The organism is Pseudomonas thermotolerans DSM 14292 (assembly GCF_000364625.1).
GTDB classification, from domain to species: domain Bacteria; phylum Pseudomonadota; class Gammaproteobacteria; order Pseudomonadales; family Pseudomonadaceae; genus Aquipseudomonas; species Aquipseudomonas thermotolerans.
Genome location: NZ_KB822616.1, coordinates 44002 through 67315, shown reverse-complemented (window position 1 = coordinate 67315; position 23314 = coordinate 44002). Strand labels below are relative to the sequence as shown.

Annotated in this window: 21 protein-coding genes; 20 read left to right on the top strand and 1 reads right to left on the bottom strand. The window is 66.7% G+C overall.

Annotated features, from left to right (window positions below):
* Positions 1-14 precede the first annotated feature (14 nt).
* The 13 genes from atpB to glmS all read left to right on the top strand — a co-directional run bounded on the left by atpB (position 15) and on the right by glmS (position 11986).
* Positions 15-881, top strand: coding sequence for a F0F1 ATP synthase subunit A (gene atpB / locus H165_RS0113660; protein WP_017939498.1), 867 nt, complete (start codon positions 15-17; stop codon positions 879-881).
* Between the two features lie 138 nt (positions 882-1019).
* Positions 1020-1277: a F0F1 ATP synthase subunit C gene (atpE, locus tag H165_RS0113655; protein ID WP_003097235.1), complete on the top strand. Its 258-nt coding sequence runs from the start codon at positions 1020-1022 to the stop codon at positions 1275-1277.
* A 58-nt stretch (positions 1278-1335) separates the two neighbouring features.
* Positions 1336-1806 carry a F0F1 ATP synthase subunit B gene (locus H165_RS0113650; protein WP_026146628.1) on the top strand — a complete coding sequence of 157 codons (471 nt, stop codon included), beginning with the start codon at positions 1336-1338 and terminating at the stop codon, positions 1804-1806.
* 12 nt (positions 1807-1818) lie between these two features.
* Complete coding sequence (locus H165_RS0113645; protein WP_017939496.1) at positions 1819-2355, top strand: F0F1 ATP synthase subunit delta; 537 nt, start codon at positions 1819-1821, stop codon at positions 2353-2355.
* Positions 2356-2376: 21 nt separating this feature from the next.
* On the top strand, positions 2377-3921 hold the full coding sequence (gene atpA, locus H165_RS0113640) for a F0F1 ATP synthase subunit alpha (protein ID WP_017939495.1): 1545 nt from the start codon (positions 2377-2379) through the stop codon (positions 3919-3921).
* 52 nt (positions 3922-3973) lie between these two features.
* Positions 3974-4834 carry a F0F1 ATP synthase subunit gamma gene (gene atpG / locus H165_RS0113635; protein ID WP_017939494.1) on the top strand — a complete coding sequence of 287 codons (861 nt, stop codon included), beginning with the start codon at positions 3974-3976 and terminating at the stop codon, positions 4832-4834.
* A 30-nt stretch (positions 4835-4864) separates the two neighbouring features.
* Complete coding sequence (atpD, locus tag H165_RS0113630; RefSeq protein WP_017939493.1) at positions 4865-6241, top strand: F0F1 ATP synthase subunit beta; 1377 nt, start codon at positions 4865-4867, stop codon at positions 6239-6241.
* Between the two features lie 43 nt (positions 6242-6284).
* Positions 6285-6710, top strand: coding sequence for a F0F1 ATP synthase subunit epsilon (locus H165_RS0113625; protein ID WP_017939492.1), 426 nt, complete (start codon positions 6285-6287; stop codon positions 6708-6710).
* A gap of 113 nt (positions 6711-6823) precedes the next feature.
* Positions 6824-8194 carry a bifunctional UDP-N-acetylglucosamine diphosphorylase/glucosamine-1-phosphate N-acetyltransferase GlmU gene (gene glmU, locus H165_RS0113620; RefSeq protein ID WP_017939491.1) on the top strand — a complete coding sequence of 457 codons (1371 nt, stop codon included), beginning with the start codon at positions 6824-6826 and terminating at the stop codon, positions 8192-8194.
* A 5-nt stretch (positions 8195-8199) separates the two neighbouring features.
* Positions 8200-8811, top strand: a complete 612-nt coding sequence (gene leuE, locus H165_RS0113615; protein WP_017939490.1) for a leucine efflux protein LeuE — start codon at positions 8200-8202, stop codon at positions 8809-8811.
* 347 nt (positions 8812-9158) lie between these two features.
* Complete coding sequence (locus H165_RS20110; protein WP_017939489.1) at positions 9159-9284, top strand: hypothetical protein; 126 nt, start codon at positions 9159-9161, stop codon at positions 9282-9284.
* An 86-nt stretch (positions 9285-9370) separates the two neighbouring features.
* The gene (locus H165_RS0113605; protein ID WP_017939488.1) at positions 9371-10129 is read left to right on the top strand and encodes a DeoR/GlpR family DNA-binding transcription regulator; all 759 of its coding nucleotides are present in this window, start codon (positions 9371-9373) and stop codon (positions 10127-10129) included.
* A 21-nt stretch (positions 10130-10150) separates the two neighbouring features.
* Positions 10151-11986: a glutamine--fructose-6-phosphate transaminase (isomerizing) gene (glmS, locus tag H165_RS0113600; protein WP_017939487.1), complete on the top strand. Its 1836-nt coding sequence runs from the start codon at positions 10151-10153 to the stop codon at positions 11984-11986.
* 25 nt (positions 11987-12011) lie between these two features.
* Here the strand turns inward: glmS and H165_RS0113595 are convergent, their stop codons facing one another.
* Positions 12012-12986 carry an aliphatic sulfonate ABC transporter substrate-binding protein gene (locus H165_RS0113595; RefSeq protein ID WP_017939486.1) on the bottom strand — a complete coding sequence of 325 codons (975 nt, stop codon included), beginning with the start codon at positions 12984-12986 and terminating at the stop codon, positions 12012-12014.
* A gap of 296 nt (positions 12987-13282) precedes the next feature.
* Here H165_RS0113595 and H165_RS0113590 point away from each other — a divergent pair, with 296 nt between their 5' ends.
* The 7 genes from H165_RS0113590 to H165_RS0113560 all read left to right on the top strand — a co-directional run bounded on the left by H165_RS0113590 (position 13283) and on the right by H165_RS0113560 (position 23297).
* On the top strand, positions 13283-14947 hold the full coding sequence (locus H165_RS0113590) for a SulP family inorganic anion transporter (protein WP_017939485.1): 1665 nt from the start codon (positions 13283-13285) through the stop codon (positions 14945-14947).
* A gap of 97 nt (positions 14948-15044) precedes the next feature.
* Positions 15045-16229: a C17 cyclopropane fatty acid synthase CfaB gene (gene cfaB, locus H165_RS0113585; RefSeq protein ID WP_017939484.1), complete on the top strand. Its 1185-nt coding sequence runs from the start codon at positions 15045-15047 to the stop codon at positions 16227-16229.
* Positions 16230-16318: 89 nt separating this feature from the next.
* Positions 16319-18118: a sensor histidine kinase gene (locus H165_RS18605; RefSeq protein WP_051059508.1), complete on the top strand. Its 1800-nt coding sequence runs from the start codon at positions 16319-16321 to the stop codon at positions 18116-18118.
* Complete coding sequence (locus tag H165_RS0113575; RefSeq protein ID WP_017939482.1) at positions 18115-19461, top strand: sigma-54-dependent transcriptional regulator; 1347 nt, start codon at positions 18115-18117, stop codon at positions 19459-19461. Before H165_RS18605 ends, H165_RS0113575 begins: the two co-directional genes overlap by 4 nt.
* Before the next feature lie 223 nt (positions 19462-19684).
* On the top strand, positions 19685-20638 hold the full coding sequence (locus H165_RS0113570; protein ID WP_017939481.1) for a TAXI family TRAP transporter solute-binding subunit: 954 nt from the start codon (positions 19685-19687) through the stop codon (positions 20636-20638).
* Between the two features lie 209 nt (positions 20639-20847).
* Positions 20848-22878: a TRAP transporter permease gene (locus tag H165_RS0113565; RefSeq protein ID WP_017939480.1), complete on the top strand. Its 2031-nt coding sequence runs from the start codon at positions 20848-20850 to the stop codon at positions 22876-22878.
* A gap of 11 nt (positions 22879-22889) precedes the next feature.
* A complete protein-coding gene (locus H165_RS0113560; protein ID WP_017939479.1) occupies positions 22890-23297 on the top strand; it encodes a DUF1850 domain-containing protein in 408 nt (135 codons plus the stop codon).
* Positions 23298-23314: the final 17 nt, after the last annotated feature.

The window sequence follows — 23314 nt, the reverse complement described above, 5'->3', positions numbered from 1 at the left end:
GTTCGAGGCAATAAATGGCAGCAGAAACCGCTTCGGGTTACATCCAGCACCACCTGCAGAACCTGACCTATGGTCTGCACCCGGTGAACGGCTGGAGTTTCGCCCACACCGCAGAAGAAGCCAAAGAAATGGGCTTCTGGGCCTTCCACGTGGACACCCTGGGGTGGTCCGTGGTGTTGGGCCTGATCTTCATCCTCCTGTTCCGCGCGGCGGCCAAGAAGGCCACCTCCGATCAGCCGGGCGCTCTGCAGAACTTCGTCGAGGTGATGGTCGAGTTCGTCGACAACAGCGTCAAGGAGACCTTCCACGGTCGCAACGCGCTGATCGCCCCGCTGGCCCTGACCATCTTCGTCTGGGTCTTCCTGATGAACCTCATGGACCTGTTCCCGGTAGACTGGCTGCCGGTGCTGGCCGCCAAGGTCGCCGGTGATGAGCACCTGTTCTTCCGCGTGGTGTCCACCACCGACCCGAACGCCACCTTGGGCCTGTCCCTGTCGGTGTTCGCCCTGATCATCTTCTACAGCATCAAGGTCAAGGGCCTCGGCGGCTTCCTCGGTGAGCTGACCCTGCATCCGTTCAGCAGCAAGAACCCGCTGGTGCAGATCCTGCTGGTGCCGGTCAACTTCCTGCTCGAGTTCGTGACCCTGGTGGCCAAGCCAATCTCCCTGGCCCTGCGTCTGTTCGGCAACATGTACGCCGGCGAGCTGATCTTCATCCTGATTGCCGTGGTGTACGGTGCCGGCTGGCTGCTCGGCCTGTTCGGGATCGCGCTGCAGTGGGCGTGGGCGGTGTTCCACATCCTGATCATCACCCTGCAGGCATTCATCTTCATGATGCTGACCATCGTCTACCTGTCGATGGCACATGAGGACAATCACTAAGAGTGTGCGATGCCGCTGCCGTCCCTCGCGCCGGTAGTGGCACAGCGCTCGCGGTGAGCGCCCGCAAGGGCAAGCTGTAACAACGATTTCGCTTTACCCAAAACCTTAACCAATACGACTGAAACGTCGGGAGGAAAAATGGAAACTGTAGTTGGTCTGACCGCTATCGCCGTTGCACTGCTGATCGGCCTGGGTGCCCTGGGTACCGCCATTGGCTTCGGTCTGCTGGGTGGCAAGTTCCTGGAAGGTGCTGCGCGTCAGCCGGAAATGGTCCCGATGCTGCAGGTCAAGATGTTCATCGTTGCAGGTCTGCTGGACGCCGTGACCATGATCGGTGTGGGTATCGCCCTGTTCTTCACTTTCGCAAACCCCTTCGTTGGTCAAATCGCCGGCTGATCACTCGTTTCCAACGAGTGCATCGGTTTGACGGACAACGAACGAGCGAGGTGTTGGCGTGAACATTAATGCAACCCTGATTGGCCAGTCCGTTGCTTTCCTAGTCTTCGTGTGGTTCTGCATGAAGTTCGTGTGGCCTCCGGTCATCACTGCTCTGCGCGAACGCCAGAAGAAGATTGCGGACGGCCTGGACGCTGCCAACCGTGCGGCTCGTGATCTGGAGCTTGCCCACGAGAAAGTGGCCCAGCAACTGCGTGAGGCCAAGGGGCAAGCGGCTGAAATCATCGAGCAGGCCAAGAAGCGCGCGACCCAGATCGTCGACGAAGCCCGTGAGCAGGCTCAGGCCGAGGCCGACCGCGTGAAGGCCCAGGCCAAGGCTGAGATCGAACAGGAACTGAACAGCGTCAAGGACGCCCTGCGTGCCCAGGTGGGTGCTCTGGCCGTCGTCGGTGCCGAGAAGATCCTGGGCGCCTCTGTCGATCAAAACGCGCATGCGGAGCTGGTCAACAAACTGGCAGCCGAAATTTAAGCGAGGGCGATCATGGCAGAACTGACCACGCTGGCCCGACCTTACGCCAAGGCTGCTTTCGAGTACGCCCAGGCCCACCAGCAACTGGCCTCCTGGTCAGCCATGCTCGGCCTGGCTGCAGCGATCTCGCAGGACGAGACCATGCGGCGCGTACTCGCGGCCCCGCGTCTGACGAGTGCAGAGAAGGCCAGCGCTTTCAACGAAGTGGCTGGCGACAAGTTCGACGCCCAGGTACAGAACTTCATTTCCGTGCTTTCGGAGAACAACCGCCTTGCGCTGTTGCCGGAAATCGCCGCCCTGTTCGAGCAGTACAAGGCCGAACAGGAACAAACGGTCGAGGTGGAAGTGACCAGTGCCTTCGCATTGAGCGCAGAACAGCAAGACAAACTCGCCAAGGTTCTCAGCGCACGGCTCAGCCGAGAAGTGCGGCTGCACGTCGTGGAGGATGCCAGCCTGATCGGCGGCGTCGTCATCCATGCCGGCGACCTGGTTATCGATGGCTCTGTTCGCGGCAAACTCGCGAAACTGGCCGAAGCGTTGAAATCCTGAGTTTGAAGGGGCAGCAGAGCAATGCAGCAACTCAATCCATCCGAAATTAGTGAAATCATCAAGGGGCGCATCGAGAAACTCGACGTCTCTTCCCAAGCCCGCAACGAAGGCACCATCGTCAGCGTTTCCGACGGCATCGTTCGCATCTACGGTCTGGCCGACGTCATGTACGGCGAGATGATCGAGTTCCCGGGCGGCGTGTACGGCATGGCGCTGAACCTGGAGCAGGACTCCGTGGGCGCCGTGGTGCTGGGTAACTACCTGGGCCTGGCCGAAGGCATGAGTGCCAAGTGCACCGGCCGCATTCTGGAAGTGCCGGTGGGTCCGGAACTGCTCGGCCGCGTGGTCGATGCCCTGGGCAACCCGATCGATGGCAAGGGCCCGATCAACGCCAGCGCTACCGACGCCGTCGAGAAGGTGGCTCCGGGCGTGATCTGGCGTAAGTCGGTCGACCAGCCGGTGCAGACCGGTTACAAGTCCGTCGACTCGATGATCCCGATCGGCCGCGGCCAGCGCGAGCTGATCATCGGCGACCGTCAGATCGGTAAGACCGCCCTGGCCGTCGACGCCATCATCAACCAGAAGAACAGCGGTATTAAGTGCATCTACGTGGCCATCGGTCAGAAGCAGTCGACCATCGCCAACGTGGTGCGCAAGCTGGAAGAGCACGGCGCGCTGCAGAACACCATCGTGGTCGCCGCCTCCGCCTCCGAATCCGCCGCCCTGCAGTACCTGGCCCCCTACGCCGGCTGCACCATGGGCGAATACTTCCGCGACCGCGGTGAGGACGCCCTGATCGTCTATGACGACCTGTCCAAGCAGGCCGTGGCCTATCGCCAGATCTCCCTGCTGCTGCGCCGTCCGCCGGGACGCGAAGCCTATCCGGGCGACGTGTTCTACCTCCACAGCCGCCTGCTGGAGCGTGCTTCCCGCGTCTCCGAGGAGTACGTCGAGAAGTTCACCAACGGTGCCGTGAAGGGCAAGACCGGTTCGCTGACCGCCCTGCCGATCATCGAGACCCAGGCCGGCGACGTGTCCGCGTTCGTGCCGACCAACGTGATTTCGATCACCGACGGCCAGATCTTCCTGGAGTCCGCCATGTTCAACTCGGGCATCCGTCCGGCGGTCAACGCCGGTATCTCGGTATCCCGCGTCGGTGGTGCGGCCCAGACCAAGATCATCAAGAAGCTGTCCGGCGGCATCCGTACCGCCCTGGCGCAGTACCGTGAGCTGGCGGCCTTCGCCCAGTTCGCTTCGGACCTCGACGAGGCCACCCGCAAGCAGCTGGACCACGGCCAGCGCGTCACCGAGCTGATGAAACAGAAGCAGTACGCGCCCATGTCCATCGCCGAAATGGCGGTCTCGCTGTACGCAGCCGAGCGTGGCTACCTGGTCGACGTCGAAGTGAACAAGGTAGGCGCCTTCGAGGCGGCCCTGCTGGCCTACTTCAACCGTGATCACGCCGATCTGATGGCGAAGATCAACGAGAAGGGTGACTTCAACGACGAAATCGACGCCGCCATCAAGGCCGGCATCGAGAAGTTCAAGGCCACCCAAACCTGGTAAGCCGCAGCGGGGGCTGGTGACGGCTCCCGCCTGCTAACCCGATAGGTGTCAAATGGCAGGCGCAAAAGAGATTCGCGGCAAGATCGCGAGCATCAAGAGTACGCAGAAGATCACCAATGCCATGGAAAAGGTGGCGGTGAGCAAGATGCGCAAGGCCCAAATGCGCATGGCGGCCGGCCGTCCCTATGCTGAGCGTATCCGTCAGGTCATCGGCCACGTGGCCAATGCCAACCCGGAATACCGCCACCCGTTCATGCAGGAGCGCGAGATCAAGCGCGTCGGCTACATCGTGGTGACTTCCGACCGTGGCTTGTGCGGCGGCTTGAACACCAACCTGTTCAAGGTGCTGGTCAAGGACATGACGGAACAGCGCCAGCAAGGCGCGGAAATCGATATCTGCGTGATTGGCAACAAGGGCGCATCCTTCTTCCGCAACTTCGGCGGCAACGTGGTCGCGGCGATCAGCCACCTGGGCGAGGAACCCTCGATCAACGACCTGATCGGCAGCGTCAAGGTGATGCTCGACGCCTACCTGGAGGGCCGCATCGACCGTCTGTCCGTGGTCTCGAACAAGTTCGTCAATACCATGGTGCAGAAGCCGACCGTGGAACAGCTGGTTCCGCTGGTGGCGACTCCCGACGAGGAGCTCAAGCACCACTGGGACTACATCTACGAGCCGGATGCCAAGCAGCTCCTCGATGGGCTGATGGTGCGCTACGTGGAGTCCCAGGTGTACCAGGCCGTGGTCGAGAACAACGCTTGTGAGCAGGCGGCGCGGATGATCGCAATGAAGAACGCCACCGAGAACGCCGGCAACCTGATCAGCGAACTCCAGCTGATGTACAACAAGGCGCGTCAGGCAGCGATCACCCAGGAAATTTCGGAAATCGTCGGCGGCGCTGCCGCGGTTTAAGAACGGTTCAAATATTCAGAGGAACCAAAAATGAGTAGCGGACGTATCGTTCAAATCATCGGCGCCGTTATCGACGTGGAATTCCCGCGTGACCAGGTGCCGAACGTGTACGACGCCCTGAAGGTAGAAGGCGTCGAAACCACCCTGGAAGTCCAGCAGCAGCTTGGCGACGGCGTGGTCCGTTCCATCGCCATGGGTTCCACCGAAGGCCTCAAGCGCGGCCTGAGCGTGAGCAACACCGGCGCGGCCATCTCCGTCCCGGTCGGCAAGGCGACCCTAGGCCGCATCATGGACGTGCTGGGTAACCCCATCGACGAAGCAGGTCCCATCGGCGAGGAAGAGCGCTGGGAAATCCACCGTGCCGCGCCGTCCTACTCCGAGCAGGCCGGTGGCAACGAGCTGCTGGAAACCGGCATCAAGGTGATCGACCTGGTCTGCCCGTTCGCCAAGGGCGGTAAGGTCGGCCTGTTCGGCGGTGCCGGCGTGGGCAAGACCGTGAACATGATGGAGCTGATCCGCAACATCGCCATCGAGCACAGCGGTTACTCGGTGTTCGCCGGTGTGGGTGAGCGTACCCGTGAGGGTAACGACTTCTACCATGAGATGAAGGACTCCAACGTTCTCGACAAGGTGGCCCTGGTCTACGGCCAGATGAACGAGCCGCCGGGCAACCGTCTGCGCGTGGCGCTGACCGGTCTGACCATGGCCGAGAAGTTCCGTGACGAAGGTCGTGACGTTCTGCTGTTCATCGACAACATCTACCGTTACACCCTCGCCGGTACCGAAGTGTCCGCGCTGCTGGGCCGTATGCCGTCCGCGGTGGGTTACCAACCGACCCTGGCCGAGGAGATGGGCGTCCTGCAGGAGCGCATCACCTCCACCAAGAAAGGCTCGATCACCTCGATCCAGGCCGTCTACGTTCCCGCGGACGACCTGACCGACCCGAGCCCGGCGACCACCTTCGCCCACCTGGACGCCACCGTGGTACTGTCCCGTGACATCGCCTCGCTGGGTATCTACCCGGCCGTGGACCCGCTGGACTCCACCTCCCGCCAGCTCGACCCGCTGGTGATCGGCCAGGAGCACTACGAGACCGCACGCGGCGTGCAGTACGTGCTGCAGCGTTACAAGGAGCTGAAGGACATCATCGCCATCCTGGGTATGGACGAGCTGTCCGAGGACGACAAGCTGCTGGTGGCTCGTGCCCGTAAGATCCAGCGCTTCCTGTCCCAGCCGTTCTTCGTGGCGGAAGTCTTCACCGGCTCGCCGGGCAAGTACGTCCCCCTGAAGGACACCATCGCTGGCTTCAAGGGCATTCTCAACGGTGACTACGACCACCTGCCGGAGCAGGCGTTCTACATGGTCGGCAGCATCGAAGAAGCGATCGAGAAAGCCAAGAAACTGTAATCCACCGGGCGCCCGGCAACGGGCGCCGACGTGAGGCAAGCGTATGGCTATTACTGTCCATTGCGATATCGTCAGCGCGGAAGGCGAGATCTTCGCCGGTCTGGTCGAGATGGTGATCGCGCACGGCCACCTGGGCGATCTGGGTATCGCACCGGGACATGCGCCGCTGATCACCAACCTCAAGCCGGGCCCGATCCGGCTGATCAAGCAGGGTGGCGATACCGAGGTGTACTACATCTCCGGCGGTTTCCTGGAAGTGCAGCCGAACATGGTCAAGGTCCTGGCCGACACCGTGGTGCGTGCCAGCGATCTGGACGAGGCCGCCGCGCAGGAGGCCCTCAAGGCCGCCGAGAAGGCGCTGAGCGGCAAGGGCGCGGAGTTCGACTACAGCGCCGCTGCGGCGCGTCTGGCCGAAGCGGCAGCCCAGCTGCGCACCGTCCAGCAGCTTCGCAAGAAATACGGCGGCTGATGCCGTCGGCTTCAACGCGATCGGGAGAAAGGGTAGCCTTGGCTACCCTTTTTCTTTTTCTGCCTGACCCGCGCGCGGCCTGAAGGTCGCGCCTTATACAGGATGTGCATGCCATGTCACTCGATATCGTCATTCTCGCCGCAGGCCAGGGCACCCGGATGCGCTCTGCCCTGCCCAAGGTCCTCCACCCGGTGGCCGGTCAGTCCATGCTTGGTCACGTGCTCGATACCGCCCGCCAGTTGCTGCCCAAGGGCATCCACGTGGTGATCGGCCACGGCGCCGAGCAGGTGCGCGCCCGGCACGCCGCCGACGATATCGCCTTCGTGCTGCAGGCCGAGCAGCTCGGCACCGGCCATGCCGTGGCCCAGGCGCTGCCGGGGCTGAGTGCTGAGCGGGTGCTGATCCTCTATGGCGACGTGCCGCTGATCCAGGCCGAGACCTTGAAGCGTCTGCTCGACAAGGTCGGCCCCGAGCAGCTGGCCCTGCTCACCGTCGAGCTGGACGATCCCACCGGCTACGGGCGAATCATCCGCGATGCCGCCGGGCGGGTCACCGCGATCGTCGAGCACAAGGACGCCAGCCCCGAGCAGCGTGCCATCCGCGAGGGCAACACCGGCATCCTCGCGGTGCCCGCTGAGCGTCTGGCCGGCTGGCTGGGCCGGCTGTCCAACGACAACGCCCAGGGCGAGTACTACCTGACCGACGTGATTGCCATGGCGGTGGCCGACGGTCTGACGATCGAGACCGTGCAGCCGGACGACCCCATGGAAGTTCAGGGCGCCAACGACCGCATCCAGCTCGCCGAGCTGGAGCGCCACTACCAGCTGCGTGCCGCCCGTCGCCTGATGGCCCAGGGCGTGACCCTGCGCGACCCGGCGCGCTTCGACCTGCGCGGCGAGGTGACGGTCGGCCGTGACGTGCTGATCGACGTCAATGTGATCCTCGAAGGCCGGGTGGTGATCGAGGACGGAGTGCAGATCGGCCCGAACTGCGTGATCAAGGACAGCACCTTGCGCAAGGGCGCCATCGTCAAGGCCAACAGCCACCTGGAAGGAGCAGAGCTGGGCGAGGGCGCGGATTGCGGGCCGTTCGCCCGTCTGCGGCCCGGCGCGGTGCTGGGCCGCCAGGCCCATGTCGGCAACTTCGTCGAGCTGAAGAACGCGGTGCTCGGCGAGGGCGCCAAGGCCGGCCATCTCAGCTATCTGGGCGATGCCGAGATCGGGGCGCGCAGCAACATCGGCGCCGGCACCATCACCTGTAACTACGACGGCGCCAACAAGCATCGCACGATCATGGGCGAGGACGTGTTCATCGGTTCCAACAGCGCTCTGGTGGCGCCGGTCACTCTGGGCGCGGGCGCCACCACTGGCGCCGGCTCGACCATCACCCAGGACGTGCCGGCCGGCAGCCTGGCGGTGGGCCGGGCCCGCCAGCGCAACATCGAGGGCTGGCAGCGCCCACGCAAGGCCGAGAAAAAGTCCTGACCGCGATGTACGGCGTTACCGACTATGGTGCCTTCGTTGTGGCCTTCATCGTGCTGCTGGCCATTCCCGGGCCCGGCAACCTGGCTCTGCTGCTGTCCACCGGCAAGGGCGGGATCCGCGGCGGTTTGGCCTCCACCTGCGGAGTGATCCTCGGCGACCAGGTGCTGATGTGGCTGGCGGTGGCCGGGGTGGCTGCCATGTTGCGCGCCTACCCCACCACCTTCCACCTGATCCAGTGGGCGGGGGCTGCCTACCTGGTCTGGCTCGGCCTGCGCATGCTGCGGACCCGGCCCGGTGCGGCGCCAGCCCTGGAGATCCAGCCGCGCCAGTACCTGAAGCAGACCATGCTGATCACCCTGCTCAACCCCAAGGCGATCATCTTCTACATGGCCTTCTTCCCGCTGTTCATCGACCCGCAGCATCACCAGGGTCTGGTGACCTTCGCTTTCCTGGCCCTGACCATCGCCGGGTTGACCTTCATCTACGGTTCCCTCGTGGTGTTCGGCAGCCACTTCCTGGCCGAGCGCCTGCGTGCCAATCCGCGAGTCTCCGCCTGGCTGGAGAGGCTGGCGGGGCTCTGCCTGGTGGGCTTCGGGGTCAAGCTCACCCTGCAATAGACCGGCGATAGCGCGGCCGAAGACGAGCCATGGGCATAGCTTCGGGTCGGGCAGGCGTGTCCCCGTAGCTGCGCCGGAAGGCCTGCTCGGCGGTCGCGCCGTGCAGCAGGGCACGATGGGCCTGGCCCGGACGGTGCTGTCGGAGGAGCGCATAGACGGTGGTGCCGTAGCGTTCGCGGAGGGGCCTCTGCATGTCCACGGGGTCGGTGCCGAGGTGGTCTGGTACGGCAGCAGGTGCCGCCGAAGCCGGACTACCAGGGCAAGCTGGCGACCCCGAGCGGACGTCGTGTCGACAGCCAGCGCTGTTCAGCCTGGGCGGTCTGTACCGGCTCAGCGAGAACCTCGGCGTGGGTACCGGGATCAACAATCCGTTCGACAAGCGCCAGTTCCGCGAAGGCAATGCCCTGGTGGCCGGGGCCCACACTTACAACGTGCCGGGGCGCACCTTTTCCAGCCTGAACCTGTCTTTCTGAGCCGGGCGGTGGCGCGACGATCCGACCTTGCGGATTCGCAGATGTTATGTTTTGATTCGATCAGTTAACTTTCGAATCGAAACATAATGTCGAAACGCGACACCGCTCAGCGCCGCCACACCATCCTCGCCCTGCTCGCCGAACAGGGCGAGGTGAGCGTCGACGAGCTGTCCAAAGCGCTGTCCACCTCGGAAGTCACCATCCGCAAGGACCTCGCCGCCCTGGAGAAGAACGGCCTGCTGCTGCGCCGCTACGGCGGTGCCGTGCCCCTGCCCCAGGAGCTGATCAACGACAACCAGCCGGTCTCCCAGTACAAGCAGGTAATCGCCCGTGCCGCCGTGGGGCTGATCCGCGAGCATGCGCGGATCATCATCGACAGCGGCAGCACCACCGCGGCGATGATCCCCGAGCTGGGCTACAAGCCCGGCCTGGTGGTGATGACCAACTCGCTGCACGTGGCCCGCGCGCTCACCGAGCTGGAGCACGAGCCGGTGCTGCTGATGACCGGCGGCACCTGGGACCCGCACTCGGAGTCCTTCCAGGGCCAGGTGGCCGAGCAGGTGTTGCGTTCCTACGATTTCGACCAGCTGTTCATCGGCGCCGATGGCATCGACCTGGAGCGCGGCACCACCACCTTCAACGAGCTGCTCGGCCTGTCGCGGGTGATGGCGGAAGTCTCCCGGGAAGTCATCGTGATGGTCGAGGCCGACAAGTTCGGCCGCCGGATTCCCAACCTCGAGCTGCCCTGGAGCAGCATTCACACCCTGATCACCGACGACCGCCTGCCCGAGGATGTACGCGAACAGCTGCTCGCGCGCGGCATCAAGCTGATCGTCGCAAGTTGAAGACTCTTAGGAGGGATCGATATGTGCGGCATCGTGGGCGCCATCGCCGAACGCAACATCACCGCGGTACTGGTCGAGGGCCTCAAGCGCCTGGAGTACCGCGGCTACGATAGCGCCGGCCTGGCGCTGTTCACCAACGCCGGAATCCTGGAACGCGTGCGCCGCGCCGGCAAGGTGGCCGAGCTGGAGCGCGCCCTGCAGGAGCAGCCGCTGGCCGGCCGCCTGGGCATCGCCCACACCCGCTGGGCGACCCACGGCGCGCCCAGCGAGCGCAACGCCCACCCGCACTTCTCCGGCACCGAGATGGCGGTGGTGCACAACGGCATCATCGAAAACCACGAGGAGCTGCGTCAGCGCCTGAAAGGCCTGGGTTACGCCTTCGCTTCGGACACCGACACCGAGGTGATCGTCCATCTGATCGACCACAAGCTCAAGGAACTTGGCGACCTCACCGCCGCGCTCAAGGCCGCGGTGGCCGAGCTGCACGGCGCCTACGGCCTGGCAGTGATCTCCGCGCGCCAGCCGGACCGCCTGCTCGCCGCGCGCAGCGGCAGCCCGCTGGTGATCGGCCTGGGCCACGGCGAGAACTTCCTGGCCTCCGACCAACTGGCCTTGCGCCAAGTGACCGACCGCTTCATGTACCTGGAGGAGGGCGACATCGCCGAGATCCGCCGCGACCAGGTGCTGATCTGGGACCAGGCGGGCAATCCGGTGCAGCGTGAGACGGTGCAGTACCACGAAGGCGCCGAGGCCGCCGACAAGGGCGAGTACCGGCACTTCATGCTCAAGGAGATCCACGAGCAGCCCAGCGTGGTGCAGCGCACCCTGGAAGGTCGGCTCGGCCAACAGCAGGTACTGGTGGACGCCTTCGGCCCGCAGGCCGCCGAGCTGTTCGCCCGGGTGCGCAACGTGCAGATAGTTGCCTGCGGGACCAGCTACCACGCCGGCATGGTGGCCCGCTACTGGCTGGAGGAGCTGGCCGGGGTGCCCTGCCAGGTGGAGGTGGCCAGCGAGTTCCGCTACCGCAAGGTGGTGGTGCAGCCGGACACCCTGTTCGTGACCATTTCCCAGTCCGGGGAGACTGCCGACACCCTGGCCGCCCTGCGCAACGCCAAGGCCTTCGGCTACCTGGCCAGCCTGGCGATCTGCAACGTGGCGACCAGCTCCCTGGTGCGCGAATCCGACCTGTGCCTGCTGACCAACGCCGGTCCGGAGATCGGCGTGGCCTCCACCAAGGCCTTCACCACCCAGCTGGTGGCGCTGATGCTGCTGACTCTGGCCCTCGGCCGGACCCGTGGCTGCCTGAATGCGGACGTGGAGGCCGGGCTGGTCCGCGAGCTGCGCCGCCTGCCGGCCCACCTCGGCGAGGCGTTGGCCATGGACCGCACCGTGGAGAAGGTCGCCGAGCTGTTCGCCGAGAAGCACCACACCCTGTTCCTCGGCCGCGGCGCCCAGTACCCGGTGGCCATGGAAGGGGCGCTGAAGCTCAAGGAGATCTCCTACATCCACGCCGAGGCCTACCCGGCCGGCGAGCTCAAGCACGGCCCGCTGGCCCTGGTGGATGCCGACATGCCGGTGGTCACCGTGGCGCCGAACAACGAGCTGCTCGAGAAGCTCAAGTCCAACCTGCAGGAAGTGCGTGCCCGCGGCGGCGAGCTGATCGTCTTCGCCGATGCCCAGGCCGGGCTGGACAACGGCGAGGGCACCCACGTGGTGCACGTGCCGCACGTGATCGACGCCCTGGCGCCGATCCTCTACACGGTGCCGCTGCAGCTGCTGTCCTACTACGTCGCGGTGCTCAAGGGCACCGACGTGGACCAGCCGCGCAACCTGGCGAAGAGCGTCACCGTCGAGTGAGCGGCGGCGACGCCCGCGTCGGGCCTCAGTGGCTGTGCGCCGTAACCTGGGCGGCGTCCGGCTGCCAGATGCCCACCGCGGTGGCGTCCACTTTCCTGGGGATCAGCCCCGCTTGGTAGAAGGCGTCGGCGATCGCCTGCTGCTCGGCCAGCGCCTCGCGGGTCACGGCCTGCACCTGGTAGCTGCGCCGCTGGTTGGCCTGCTGCACGGTGCGGGCGTCCAGCCCGCCCCACAGCGGGCCGAGCACCTGGGCGGCCTCTTCGGGGTGCGCCTTGATCCAGCGCCCGGTCTGCTGCAGGGTCTCGAACACCACGGCCAGCACTTCCGGATGCTGCTCGGCATAGGGCGTGGAGGCCAGGTAGTAGCGCTGGTAACTGGCCAGGCCCTCGCCGCTGGCCAGGGTGCGGGCGTTCTGCTGCAGCTGGGCGCTGGAAACGAAGGGCTCCCAGGTCACCCAGGCGTCCACATTGCCGTTCTCGAAGGCGGCACGGCCGTCGGCCGGGGTCAGGTAGGAGGGCTGGATGTCCTTGAAGCTCAGGCCGGCCTTGGCCAGGGCGGCGATCAGCAGATAGTGACTGCCGGCGGCCTTGGTCACCGCCACCCGCTTGCCCTTCAGATCGGCCAGCGACTTGAGCGGGGAATCCTGCGCTACCAGCACGGCCTGGGCGTTGGGCGAGGGGGTTTCCAGCGCGTAGTAGGTGAGCTGGGCGCCGGCCGCCTGGGCGAACACCGGCACGGTGTCCGCCACGTCCGCGGAGATGTCCACGTTGCCGACGTTCAGGGATTCCAGCAGGGGCAGGCCGCTGGGGAACTCGTGCCAGCTGACTTTGGTACCGCGGGCGGCGAGGGCCTTTTCCAGGGTGCCCTGCTGCTTGGCCACGGTGAGCAGGGTGGAGGATTTCTGGAAACCGATGCGCAGGGTGTCGGCCTGGGCCGTGAGGCTCGACAGGCCGCCCAGTACGGCGCCTGCCAGCAGCAGGGGACGAAGGATGCGAGACATGGGACGAACTCCTGGAGATGGATCCGGGGTGGCCGGGCAGCCACCCATATCGAGGTGATCCAATAACATACAGATATAAAAAATTATTAAAAAATAGCTTTTAGGAATTTTCTTATAAGAGGCGGCGCAATGACCGGATCGGCTGGGCGATGGGGCCTGCCACTCTGCTCGGCTTGCCGCACGAGCGGCGATCTCCTCGGTCACCCCCGGCGGGATGGCGGCTCAGAGCGCTCGTTGGAGGGTGCCTTCTGGTAAAATCGCGAGCTTTCGCATGCACATGTTTTTAGGGGGCTGCAATGCTGGCGGTGCATGAGGCGTGGAAGGCGGGGCTGCTGGGGCGCAAGCACTGGCTGCGCAACCTGGTGGCTGGCTTGGTAGTCGGGGTGGTGGCGCTGCCGCTGGCCATGGCGTTCGCCATCGCCTCCGGGGTGAAGCCCGAGCAGGGCATCTACACTGCGATCGTCGCCGGCCTGCTGGTGTCCCTGTGCGGCGGCAGTCGCCTGCAGATCGCCGGGCCGACCGGCGCCTTCATCGTCATCCTCGCCGGGGTGACTGCCAAGCACGGCGTCGACGGTCTACAGATCGCCACCCTGATGGCCGGGGTGATTCTCCTCTGCCTGGGCATCGGCCGTCTCGGCTCGATCATCAAGTTCATCCCCGACCCGGTGATCGTCGGCTTCACCGCCGGCATCGGGGTGATCATCTGGGTCGGCCAGTGGAAGGACTTCTTTGGCCTGCCGGCAGTGACCGGCGAGCATTTCCACGAGCGCTTCTGGCACCTGCTGCAGGCGCTGCCGCACCTGCATCCGACCACCACCCTGCTGGCCGTCACGGCGCTGCTGCTGGTGATCTTCGCGCCGCGGGTGCCCGGCCTGAAGAAGGTGCCCGGGCCGCTGGTGGCCATGCTGGTGGTCACTGCCATCCAGGCGCTGTTCCAGTTCGACGGGGTGGCCACCATCGGCAGCGCCTTCGGCGGCATTCCCCAGGGGCTGCCGAGCTTCGGTCTGCCGGACATCACCCTGCCGCGGATCCTAGAACTGATCGGCCCGGCCTTTGCCATCGCGATGCTCGGCGCCATCGAGTCGCTGCTCTCGGCGGTGGTCGCTGACGGCATGGCCGGCACCAAGCACGACTCCAACCAGGAGTTGATCGGCCAGGGCATCGCCAACATCGCCGCGCCGCTGTTCGGCGGCTTCGCCGCCACCGGCGCCCTGGCGCGCACCGCCACCAACGTCCGCAACGGCGCCACCGGGCCGCTGGCCGGAGTGTTCCATGCCCTGACCCTGCTGCTCATCCTCCTGTTCCTCGCCCCCCTGGCCTCGGACATCCCGCTCTGCGCGCTGGCCGCCATCCTTTTCGTGGTGGCCTGGAACATGAGCGAGCTGAAGCACTTCAAGCGCATGGTGCAGCGCGCGCCGCGCGCCGACGTGGCGGTGCTGCTGGTGACCTTCCTGCTCACCGTGTTCAGCGATCTGGTGATCGCGGTGAACATCGGGGTGATCCTCGCCATGCTGCTGTTCATGCGCCGCATGGCCGGCTCGGTGGCGGTCCAGCAGGTGGTCGAGCAGGAGCTGGAGGCCGAGCTGGGCGGGCAGGGCCATGCTCACCTGCCAGCCGGGGTGCTGGTCTACACCATCGAAGGGCCGCTGTTCTTCGGCGCTGCGGAGACCTTCGAGCGGGTCTTGGCACAGACCCATTCCGATCCGCAGGTGCTGGTGATCCGCCTCAAGCGGGTGCCCTTCATGGACATCACCGGCATCCAGACCCTCGAGGAAGTGATCGAGCAACTGCATCGCCGCGGCATCCGCGTGAAGCTCTGCGAGGCGCGCGGTCGGGTGCTTGGCAAGCTGGGCAAGGCCGGGATCCTGCAGACCATCGGCGCGGAGAACTACCACGCCGACTTCCGTGCAGCCCTGGACAGTCTGAGGCCGGAGGCGACGCCCGCCGTGGCGGGCGCCTGAGCAGGCGGCTGGCACCCAGGGTTGCGTCCCGCGGTTTGGCTGCGCGGGCAACTGGACTACTCTTTGCCTTGTCTGTCACGGACAGGGGGGTACTCCAATGTTGGCGCAACTTCAGCCAATCCTGAGCACACTCAAGCTGCCCCTGCGGCTGCGCCTGTGGGACGGCAAGGAACTCGACCTCAGTCCCGAGCCCAAGGTCACCCTGGTCCTCCGCGATCCAGGCATGCTCGAACTGCTCCGGCAGCCCACTCTGGACGCCCTGGGCAGTGCCTACGTGGAGGGCCGGCTGGACCTGGAAGGGCCGATCGACGAGGTGATCCGCATCGGCGATGCGCTCAGCGAGGCGCTGCTTGGCGAGGAGCAGGGGCCGCCGCCGCCCCGCCGCGAGCATGACAAGTCCACCGACGCGGCGGCGATCTCCTACCACTACGACCTCTCCAACGACTTCTACAAACTGTGGCTGGACCGCGACATGGTCTATTCCTGCGCCTACTTCGAGACCGGCGAGGAGGACCTGGACACCGCCCAGCAGGCCAAGCTGCGTCACCTGTGCCGCAAGCTGCGCCTCCAGCGCGGCGACTACCTGCTCGACGTCGGCTGCGGCTGGGGCGGCCTGGCGCGCTTCGCCGCCCGGGAGTTCGGCGCGCGGGTCTACGGCATCACCCTGAGCCGTGAACAGCTGGCCCTGGCCCGCCAGCGGGTCGCCGAGGAGGGCCTGCAAGAGCAGGTCCAGCTGGAGCTGCTGGACTACCGCGACCTGCCGGCGGACGGGCGCTTCGACAAGGTGGTCAGCGTCGGCATGTTCGAGCATGTCGGCCACGTCAACCTGCCGCTGTACTGCCGCAGGCTGTTCGAGGCGGTGCGCCCGGGCGGCCTGGTGATGAACCACGGGATCACCGCCAGGCACGTCGACGGCCGCCCGGTGGGCCGCGGCGCCGGCGACTTCATCGACCGCTACGTGTTCCCCCACGGCGAGCTGCCGCATCTGGCGCGGATCGTCGGCGACCTCAGCGAGGCCGGTCTGGAGGTGGTCGACGTGGAAAGCCTGCGTCCGCACTACGCGCGCACCCTGGCGTTCTGGAGCCAGAACCTGGAGGCGCGGCTCGACGAGGCGGCGCGCCTGGTCCCCGCGCAGACCCTACGCATCTGGCGGGTTTACCTGGCCGGATGCTCCTACGGCTTCGCCAAGGGCTGGATCAACCTTCACCAGGTGCTCGCCGTGAAGCCGCTGGCCGACGGCTCCCACCAGCTGCCCTGGAGCCGCGCCGACCTGTATCGCTGAAGGCCGCCGGACGACGGGCGGCATGGGACGATTCGCGAGGAGGGAACCGGTGCCTCTAAGATAGGCGGATGCATCCGTCCGAGTCGTCCATGTCCGTTTCCCCGTCGCGCCGTCGCCTGTTGTCCGGCATCCTGGTCATCCTCGCCGGGCTCTGCCTGAGCGTCTGGCTGGCCGGGCGTCTGGCCGAGCGGCAGGCCTGGGCCGAGCGCAGCGGCGAGGCGCGTGACCAGCTGCAGCTCTACGCCCAGTCGATCCGCACCCTGGTGGAGCGCTTCAGCTCGGTGCCCGCGCTGCTGGCCATGGACGGCGACATCCGCGCGCTGCTGCGTGACCCCAAGGACCACGCGCGCCGGCAGGCCCTCAACGAGCGTCTGGAGCGTCTGAACCGGGCGGCCGGGGCCAACGTGCTGTACCTGATGAACCTGCAGGGCGAGGCCCTGGCGGCCAGCAACTGGCGCGAGGAGGGCAGCTTCGTCGGCCATAACTACGCCTTCCGTCCCTATTTCCAGGACGCCCTGCGCCACGGCGGCGGGGCGCGCTACTTCGCCGTGGGGGTGACCACCGGGGTGCCTGGCTACTTCCTTTCCCACGTGGTCCGCGACGACGACGGCAGCCCGCTGGGGGTGCTGGCGGTCAAGCTCGAGCTGGAGGAGCTGCAGCGCGAATGGGCCGCCCAGTCCGGGGTGCTGCTGGTCGCCGACGACTTCCAGGTGGTGGTCCTCAGTAACCGCCCGGCCTGGCGCTTCCGCGCCCTGCGTCCGCTGCGCGAGGCGGAGCGCGCCGAGCTGGTGGAAGTCCGCCGCTATGCCGAGCAGGCCCTGCAACTGCTCGATCGCCGCGTGCAGCGGAGCATCGACGCCAGCGCCGACTGGGTGCAGGTCGCCGGTCCGGAGGGCCGGCGCGACTACCTCTGGCAGCGCCTCGAGCTGCCCGAGCTGGGCTGGACCCTGCATCTGCTCGTCGAGCCCGCCAGCATGGCGGACAGCATGCGCAGCTACCGGCTGGCCGGCGCCGGCGCCTGGCTGGCCCTGGCTTTCCTGCTGCTGTTCCTCGCCCAGCGGCGCAAGAACCGGCGCCTGCAGGCCGGCATCCGCGAGCGCCTGGAGCGCGAGGTCAGTCTGCGCACCGCCGAACTGCGGCAGGCCCAGGAGGAACTGGTGCACGCCGCGCGGATGGCCGCCCTGGGACAGATGTCCGCGGCCCTGGCTCACGAGATCAACCAGCCGCTCACCGCCCTGCAGATGCAGCTGGGCAGCCTGCGCCTGCTGCAGGCGGCCGGCCGCGACCAGGAGGTGCTGGACGGTCTGCAGCGGGTCGACGGCCTCCTGCAGCGCATGGCCGCGCTCACCGGCCACCTGAAGACCTTCGCGCGCAAGAGCCCGCCGGGCTTGAGCGAACGCCTGCGCCCGGCCGCCGTGCTGGAGCAGGCCTTGCAGCTGCTGGGCCCGCGCCTGCGCAAGGAAGGCGTGCAGCTGGATGCCCGGCTCGACCCCGAGGTGCAGGTGGTGGGCGACGGCATCCGTCTCGAACAAGTGCTGCTCAACCTGCTCAACAACGCCCTGGACGCCATGGCCGAGGCCCCCGAGCGGCGCCTGTGGCTGAGCGTCGCCCGCGCCGGCGAGCAGTGCCTGTGCCGCATCGAGGACAGCGGCGGGGGCATCGCCGAGGCGGATCTGCCGCGGGTCTTCGAGCCCTTCTTCACCACCAAGCCGGTCGGTAAGGGCCTGGGCCTCGGCCTCGCGGTGTCCTACGGCATCGTCCGTGACCTGGGCGGCAGCCTGGAGGTGGCCAACGGCACCCGCGGGGCGGTGTTCACCCTGTGTCTGCCGCTGGCCCCGCCGGCGGCGATCCCGGCTACACTGCCGCCGTCGAATCAGGAGGTATCATGAGCGGTCAGGTGATAGTGGTCGACGATGAGCAGGCGATCCGCGAGGCGGTGCAGCAGTGGCTGCAGCTCTCCGGTTTCGAAGTGCGCGCCTGTGCCGGTGCCACAGAGGCCCTCGCCCTGGTCGACCGGGACTATCCGGGCATCGTGGTCAGCGACGTGCGCATGCCGGGCAGCGATGGCCTGCAACTGCTCGACCGGCTGCTGGCGCTGGACCGTGACCTGCCGGTGATCCTGGTCACCGGCCACGGCGACGTGCCCATGGCGGTGCAGGCGCTGCGCCAGGGGGCCTATGACTTCATCGAGAAGCCCTTCACCCCCGAGCGTCTGCTCGACAGCGTGCACCGTGCCCTGGAGAAGCGCCGGCTGGTCTGTGAGAACCGCCAGCTGCGCCAGCAGGCGGCCCTCAAGGACCGCATCGAGGCGTCCCTGCTGGGCATCTCCAAACCCATGGAGCAGCTGCGCCGGCAGGTTCTGGAGCTGGCCCAGACTCCGGTCAACGTGCTGATCCGCGGCGAGACCGGCAGCGGCAAGGAGTGCGTGGCGCGCTGCCTGCACGACTTCGGACCGCGCGCCGGCAAGCCCTTCGTCGCCCTCAACTGCGCGGCCATTCCCGAATCCATCTTCGAGAGCGAGCTGTTCGGCCACGAGAGCGGCGCCTTCACCGGCGCCCAGCAGCGTCGGGTGGGGCGCATCGAGCATGCCGACGGCGGCACCCTGTTCCTCGACGAGGTGGAGGGCATGCCCCTGGCTCAGCAGGTCAAGCTGCTGCGCGTGCTGCAGGAGAAGACCCTGGAGCGGCTCGGTTCCAACAAGAGCATCCAGGTCGATCTGCGGGTGATCAGCGCCGCCAAGCCGGACCTGCAGGAGGAGGTGCGCGCCGGGCGCTTCCGCGAGGACCTGCTGTACCGCCTCAACGTCGCCGTGCTGCAGATTCCGCCGCTGCGCGAGCGCCGCGAGGACATCCCGCTGCTCTTCGAGCACTTCGCCCAGCAGGCCGCCGAACGCCTCGGCCGTGAGGCGCCGCCGCTGACCCCAGGCGAGCTGGCCGGGCTGCTCGGCCACGACTGGCCGGGCAACGTACGCGAGCTGATCAACGCCGCCGAGCGCCATGTGCTGGGGCTTTCCAGCCCGGCGCCGCAGCCGGCCGCCGGGCAGTCCCTGGCCGCGCAGCTGGAGGCCTTCGAGGCGCAGTGCCTGCGCAACGCCCTGCAGCGCTGCCGTGGCAACATCGCCGAGGTGATGGCCCTGCTGCAGCTGCCGCGGCGCACCCTCAACGAGAAGATGCAGCGCCACGGCATCAGCCGCAGCGACTATCTGCCGGCCGGCGGCGACGATCAGGCCTAGACTTTCCGCGAGGCGGGCGCTCGGACCTGTCCTGACGGTAGGCGGAATCTTGCCGATGGAAAGTCTCCAATAGGCGGATTTTTGCTCATGCCGCTCCCCCTGCACGCCGGAAATGCCCGGAAATGGGGCCGTGCGGCGCTGGCACGCACCCTGCTAGGGCAGTCTCCAGCGGCGGGAACATCCAGCCCGTCGACGACCAATAACAACAATGGAGGCTTTACTCATGCGACTGACCAAGCGCCTGAGCCTGTTCGCCGCAGCCGCGGCCATCACTGCCAGCACCGCAGTCCTGGCGGCGCCTACCTTCATCAACATCCTTACCGGTGGTACCAGCGGGGTCTACTACCCGATCGGCGTCGGCCTGTCCCAGATCTACGGGCAGATCGACGGTGCGCGCACCTCGGTACAGGCCACCAAGGCCTCGGTGGAGAACCTCAACCTGCTGCAGGCCGGTCGTGGCGAACTGGCCTTCTCCCTCGGCGACTCGGTGGAGGATGCCTGGAACGGCGTCGAAGAGGTCGGCTTCAAGGCGCCGCTGAAGAAGCTGCGGGCGATCGCCGGAACCTACCCGAACTACATCCAGATCGTCGCCAGCAAGGAATCCGGCATCAAGACCCTGGCCGATCTCAAGGGCAAGCGCATCTCGGTTGGCGCGCCGCGCTCCGGCACCGAGCTGAACGCCCGCGCCATCTTCGCCGCGGCCGGGCTGAGCTACGACGACATGGGGCGCGTCGAGTACCTGCCCTATGCCGAATCGGTGGAGCTGATCAAGAACCGCCAGCTGGACGCCACCCTGCAGTCCTCCGGGCTGGGCATGGCGGCGATCCGCGATCTGGCTGCGACCCTGCCGCTGAACTTCGTGGAGGTTCCCGCCGAGGTGGTGGCCAAGATCGGCCGGCCGTCCTACCAGCCGGGGGTGATTCCGGCCGGCACCTATGAAGGTCAGGACAGCGACGTGCCCACCGTGGCCATCACCAACATCCTGGTGACCCACGAGGGTGTTTCCGACGAGCTGGCCTACCAGATGACCAAACTGATGTTCGACAACCTGCCGCGCCTGGCCAACGCCCACGCCGCCGCCAAGGACATCAGTCTGGAAACCGCTACCCGTAACCTGCCGATTCCCCTGCACCCGGGGGCCGAGCGCTTCTACAAGGAAGTCGGGGTTCTCCAGTAGGACCTGCCGTTTCCGCCGCGTGGGGTCATCGGGAAGGCGCAGCACCGGCACGGACCACCCCTCGACCGCTTGCCGGAGGGGGGAGGGCCCTGGACGGTTTGCCCCTCATCCCCGCCTCCTCCCATCAGTGGGGAGAGGGGCGGGGATGCGCCGAATGGGACCAGCGCAGCGGACGGGAAGACTCTTCCGTTCCAGGGGATCTAGCCGACATGAGCGAATACCAAGGTTTGCACGCCAGCCCGGACCAGTGGCCCAAGGCGTTGTTCTACGCGGCGCTGGCGTTTTCCACCTACCAGATCGTCACCGCGGCCTTCCATCCGCTGTCCACCCAGGTGCAACGGGCCGGGCACGTGGGGTTCCTGCTGCTGATGATCTACCTCTGCTACCCGCTGCGCGGTCAGGCGCGGCCGTTCCAGCCGCTGGCCTGGTTGTTGGGCCTGGCCGGCATGGCCACCTTCGCCTACCAGTGGCTGTTCGAGGCCGAGTTGATCCAGCGTTCAGGCGAGCTGACCGGCGCCGACCTGGCGATCGGCGTCATCCTGCTGGTGCTGGTCTTCGAGGCGGCGCGGCGGGTGATGGGCATCGCTCTGCCGCTGATCTGCGGGCTGTTCCTCGCCTACGGGCTGTTCGGCGAATACCTGCCGGGCGCTCTGGCGCACCGCGGCTACGGCTTCGACCAGATCATCAACCAGCTCTCCTTCGGAACCGAGGGCTTCTATGGCACGCCCACCTACGTGTCGGCCACCTACATCTTCCTGTTCATCCTGTTCGGTGCCTTCCTCGAACAGGCTGGGATGATCCGCTTGTTCACCGACTTCGCCATGGGCCTGTTCGGCCACAAGACCGGCGGCCCGGCCAAGGTCTCGGTGGCGTCCTCGGCGCTGATGGGCACCATCACCGGCTCCGGGGTGGCCAACGTGGTGACCACCGGACAGTTCACCATCCCGCTGATGAAGCGCTTCGGCTACAAGCCGGCCTTCGCCGGAGCGGTGGAGGCCACCGCCAGCATGGGGAGTCAAATCATGCCGCCGGTGATGGGCGCGGTGGCCTTCATCATGGCCGAGACCATCAACGTGCCCTACGTCGAGGTGGCGAAGGCGGCACTGATCCCGGCGCTGCTGTATTTCGGCGCGGTGTTCTGGATGGTGCACCTGCAGGCCAAGCGAGACGGCCTCAAGGGTCTGCCCAGGGAGGAATGTCCGAGCGCCTGGGAAGCGGTTAGGCAGCGCTGGTTCCTGCTGGTTCCGCTGCTGGTGCTGGTCTTCCTGCTGTTCGCCGGCTTCACGCCGCTGTTCTCCGGCACCGTGGGCCTGGCGCTGACCGCCATCGTCATCCTCGGCTCGGCGCTGATCCTGCAGATGTCCTCCAACCTGCTGCGCCTGCTGTTCTGGATAGCCCTGGGCATCGCCTGCGCCGGCTTCTTCAAGCTGGGCATCGGCGTGGTGCTGGGGGTGGTTGCCGGGCTGGTGGTGGCCTGCTGGTTCGTCAAGGGGGGCCGCGAGACCCTGCGCACCTGCCTGTTCGCCCTGGTCGAGGGGGCCCGCCACGCCGTGCCGGTGGGCATCGCCTGCGCCCTGGTCGGGGTGATCATCGGCATCGTCTCGTTGACCGGCGTGGCCTCCACCTTCGCCGGCTACATCCTGGCCATCGGGCAGAACAACCTGTTCCTCTCGCTGGTGCTGACCATGCTCACCTGCCTGGTGCTGGGCATGGGCATTCCGACCATTCCCAACTACATCATCACCAGCTCCATCGCCGCGCCGGCGCTGCTCGATCTGGGCGTGCCGCTGATCGTTTCGCACATGTTCGTCTTCTACTTCGGGCTGATGGCCGACCTCACCCCTCCGGTGGCGCTGGCCTGCTTCGCAGCGGCGCCGATCGCCCGGGAGAGCGGCTTCCGGATCAGCCTGTGGGCGGTGCGCATCGCCACGGCGGGCTTCGTGATGCCCTTCATGGCGGTCTACGACCCGGCGCTGATGGCGCAGAGCGACAGCTGGGCGGCGATCCTCTACGTGGCGGTCAAGGCGGTCTTCGCCATTGGCCTGTGGGGCATCGCGGTGGTCGGCCATTGCAGGGCGCCGCTGGCCTGGTGGGAGCGTCTGCTGGCGGTGGCGGCCGGCTCCAGCCTGGTGCTCGCCATGCCGATCAGCGACGAGTTCGGCTATGCCCTGGGTCTGCTGCTGATCGCCCAGCATCTCTGGCGCACCCGCCGCACCGGTGCCCAGGCGCCCGCTGCCTGAGGTCGACGGGCATGCTCGGACTGTGCATGGGGCTGGCCGGGGTGGTTTGGGCGCAATTGCCGGTGGCGTCCTTCACCTTGGCCTGGACCCACAGCATCGAGAAGGTCCAATGGGAGGAGGATTACCGCGTCACGCCGGACGGGCTGCTGCTCGGCGAGGCGCGGGTCAAGGGTTCCGGCGCCGGCATGGAGATCCCGGACGGCGCCGAACTGCGCGAGGGGGCCTGGCACTACCAGCGCCGGATCCCGCCTCTGCAACCCCTGCGTCTGGGCCGTGCGCCCGAGGCTGGGGATTATCAACTGTGCCTCGACCGGCGTTGTCGCCCCCTGGGCGACTGGCTCGGCCCGCCACAAGCGGACCGGCCGGCGCTGGAACTCTGGAGCTGCGCGACCGGCTTCGGAGCGCCTGCCATGGACTAGGCTGCCGGTGCCATCCG

Bases quoted from the DNA above. Each gene is read 5' to 3' on its own strand.
- H165_RS0113595 (WP_017939486.1), bottom strand. From the start codon at position 12,986: ATGTCTCGCATCCTTCGTCCCCTGCTGCTGGCAGGCGCCGTACTGGGC.
- leuE (WP_017939490.1), top strand. From the start codon at position 8,200: ATGTACGGCGTTACCGACTATGGTGCCTTCGTTGTGGCCTTCATCGTG.
- atpD (WP_017939493.1), top strand. From the start codon at position 4,865: ATGAGTAGCGGACGTATCGTTCAAATCATCGGCGCCGTTATCGACGTG.
- H165_RS0113625 (WP_017939492.1), top strand. From the start codon at position 6,285: ATGGCTATTACTGTCCATTGCGATATCGTCAGCGCGGAAGGCGAGATC.
- H165_RS0113645 (WP_017939496.1), top strand. From the start codon at position 1,819: ATGGCAGAACTGACCACGCTGGCCCGACCTTACGCCAAGGCTGCTTTC.
- atpB (WP_017939498.1), top strand. From the start codon at position 15: ATGGCAGCAGAAACCGCTTCGGGTTACATCCAGCACCACCTGCAGAAC.
- H165_RS0113565 (WP_017939480.1), top strand. From the start codon at position 20,848: ATGAGCGAATACCAAGGTTTGCACGCCAGCCCGGACCAGTGGCCCAAG.
- atpE (WP_003097235.1), top strand. From the start codon at position 1,020: ATGGAAACTGTAGTTGGTCTGACCGCTATCGCCGTTGCACTGCTGATC.
- H165_RS0113560 (WP_017939479.1), top strand. From the start codon at position 22,890: ATGCTCGGACTGTGCATGGGGCTGGCCGGGGTGGTTTGGGCGCAATTG.
- H165_RS0113605 (WP_017939488.1), top strand. From the start codon at position 9,371: ATGTCGAAACGCGACACCGCTCAGCGCCGCCACACCATCCTCGCCCTG.
- glmS (WP_017939487.1), top strand. From the start codon at position 10,151: ATGTGCGGCATCGTGGGCGCCATCGCCGAACGCAACATCACCGCGGTA.
- H165_RS0113590 (WP_017939485.1), top strand. From the start codon at position 13,283: ATGCTGGCGGTGCATGAGGCGTGGAAGGCGGGGCTGCTGGGGCGCAAG.
- H165_RS18605 (WP_051059508.1), top strand. From the start codon at position 16,319: ATGTCCGTTTCCCCGTCGCGCCGTCGCCTGTTGTCCGGCATCCTGGTC.
- cfaB (WP_017939484.1), top strand. From the start codon at position 15,045: ATGTTGGCGCAACTTCAGCCAATCCTGAGCACACTCAAGCTGCCCCTG.
- glmU (WP_017939491.1), top strand. From the start codon at position 6,824: ATGTCACTCGATATCGTCATTCTCGCCGCAGGCCAGGGCACCCGGATG.
- H165_RS0113570 (WP_017939481.1), top strand. From the start codon at position 19,685: ATGCGACTGACCAAGCGCCTGAGCCTGTTCGCCGCAGCCGCGGCCATC.
- atpG (WP_017939494.1), top strand. From the start codon at position 3,974: ATGGCAGGCGCAAAAGAGATTCGCGGCAAGATCGCGAGCATCAAGAGT.
- H165_RS0113575 (WP_017939482.1), top strand. From the start codon at position 18,115: ATGAGCGGTCAGGTGATAGTGGTCGACGATGAGCAGGCGATCCGCGAG.
- atpA (WP_017939495.1), top strand. From the start codon at position 2,377: ATGCAGCAACTCAATCCATCCGAAATTAGTGAAATCATCAAGGGGCGC.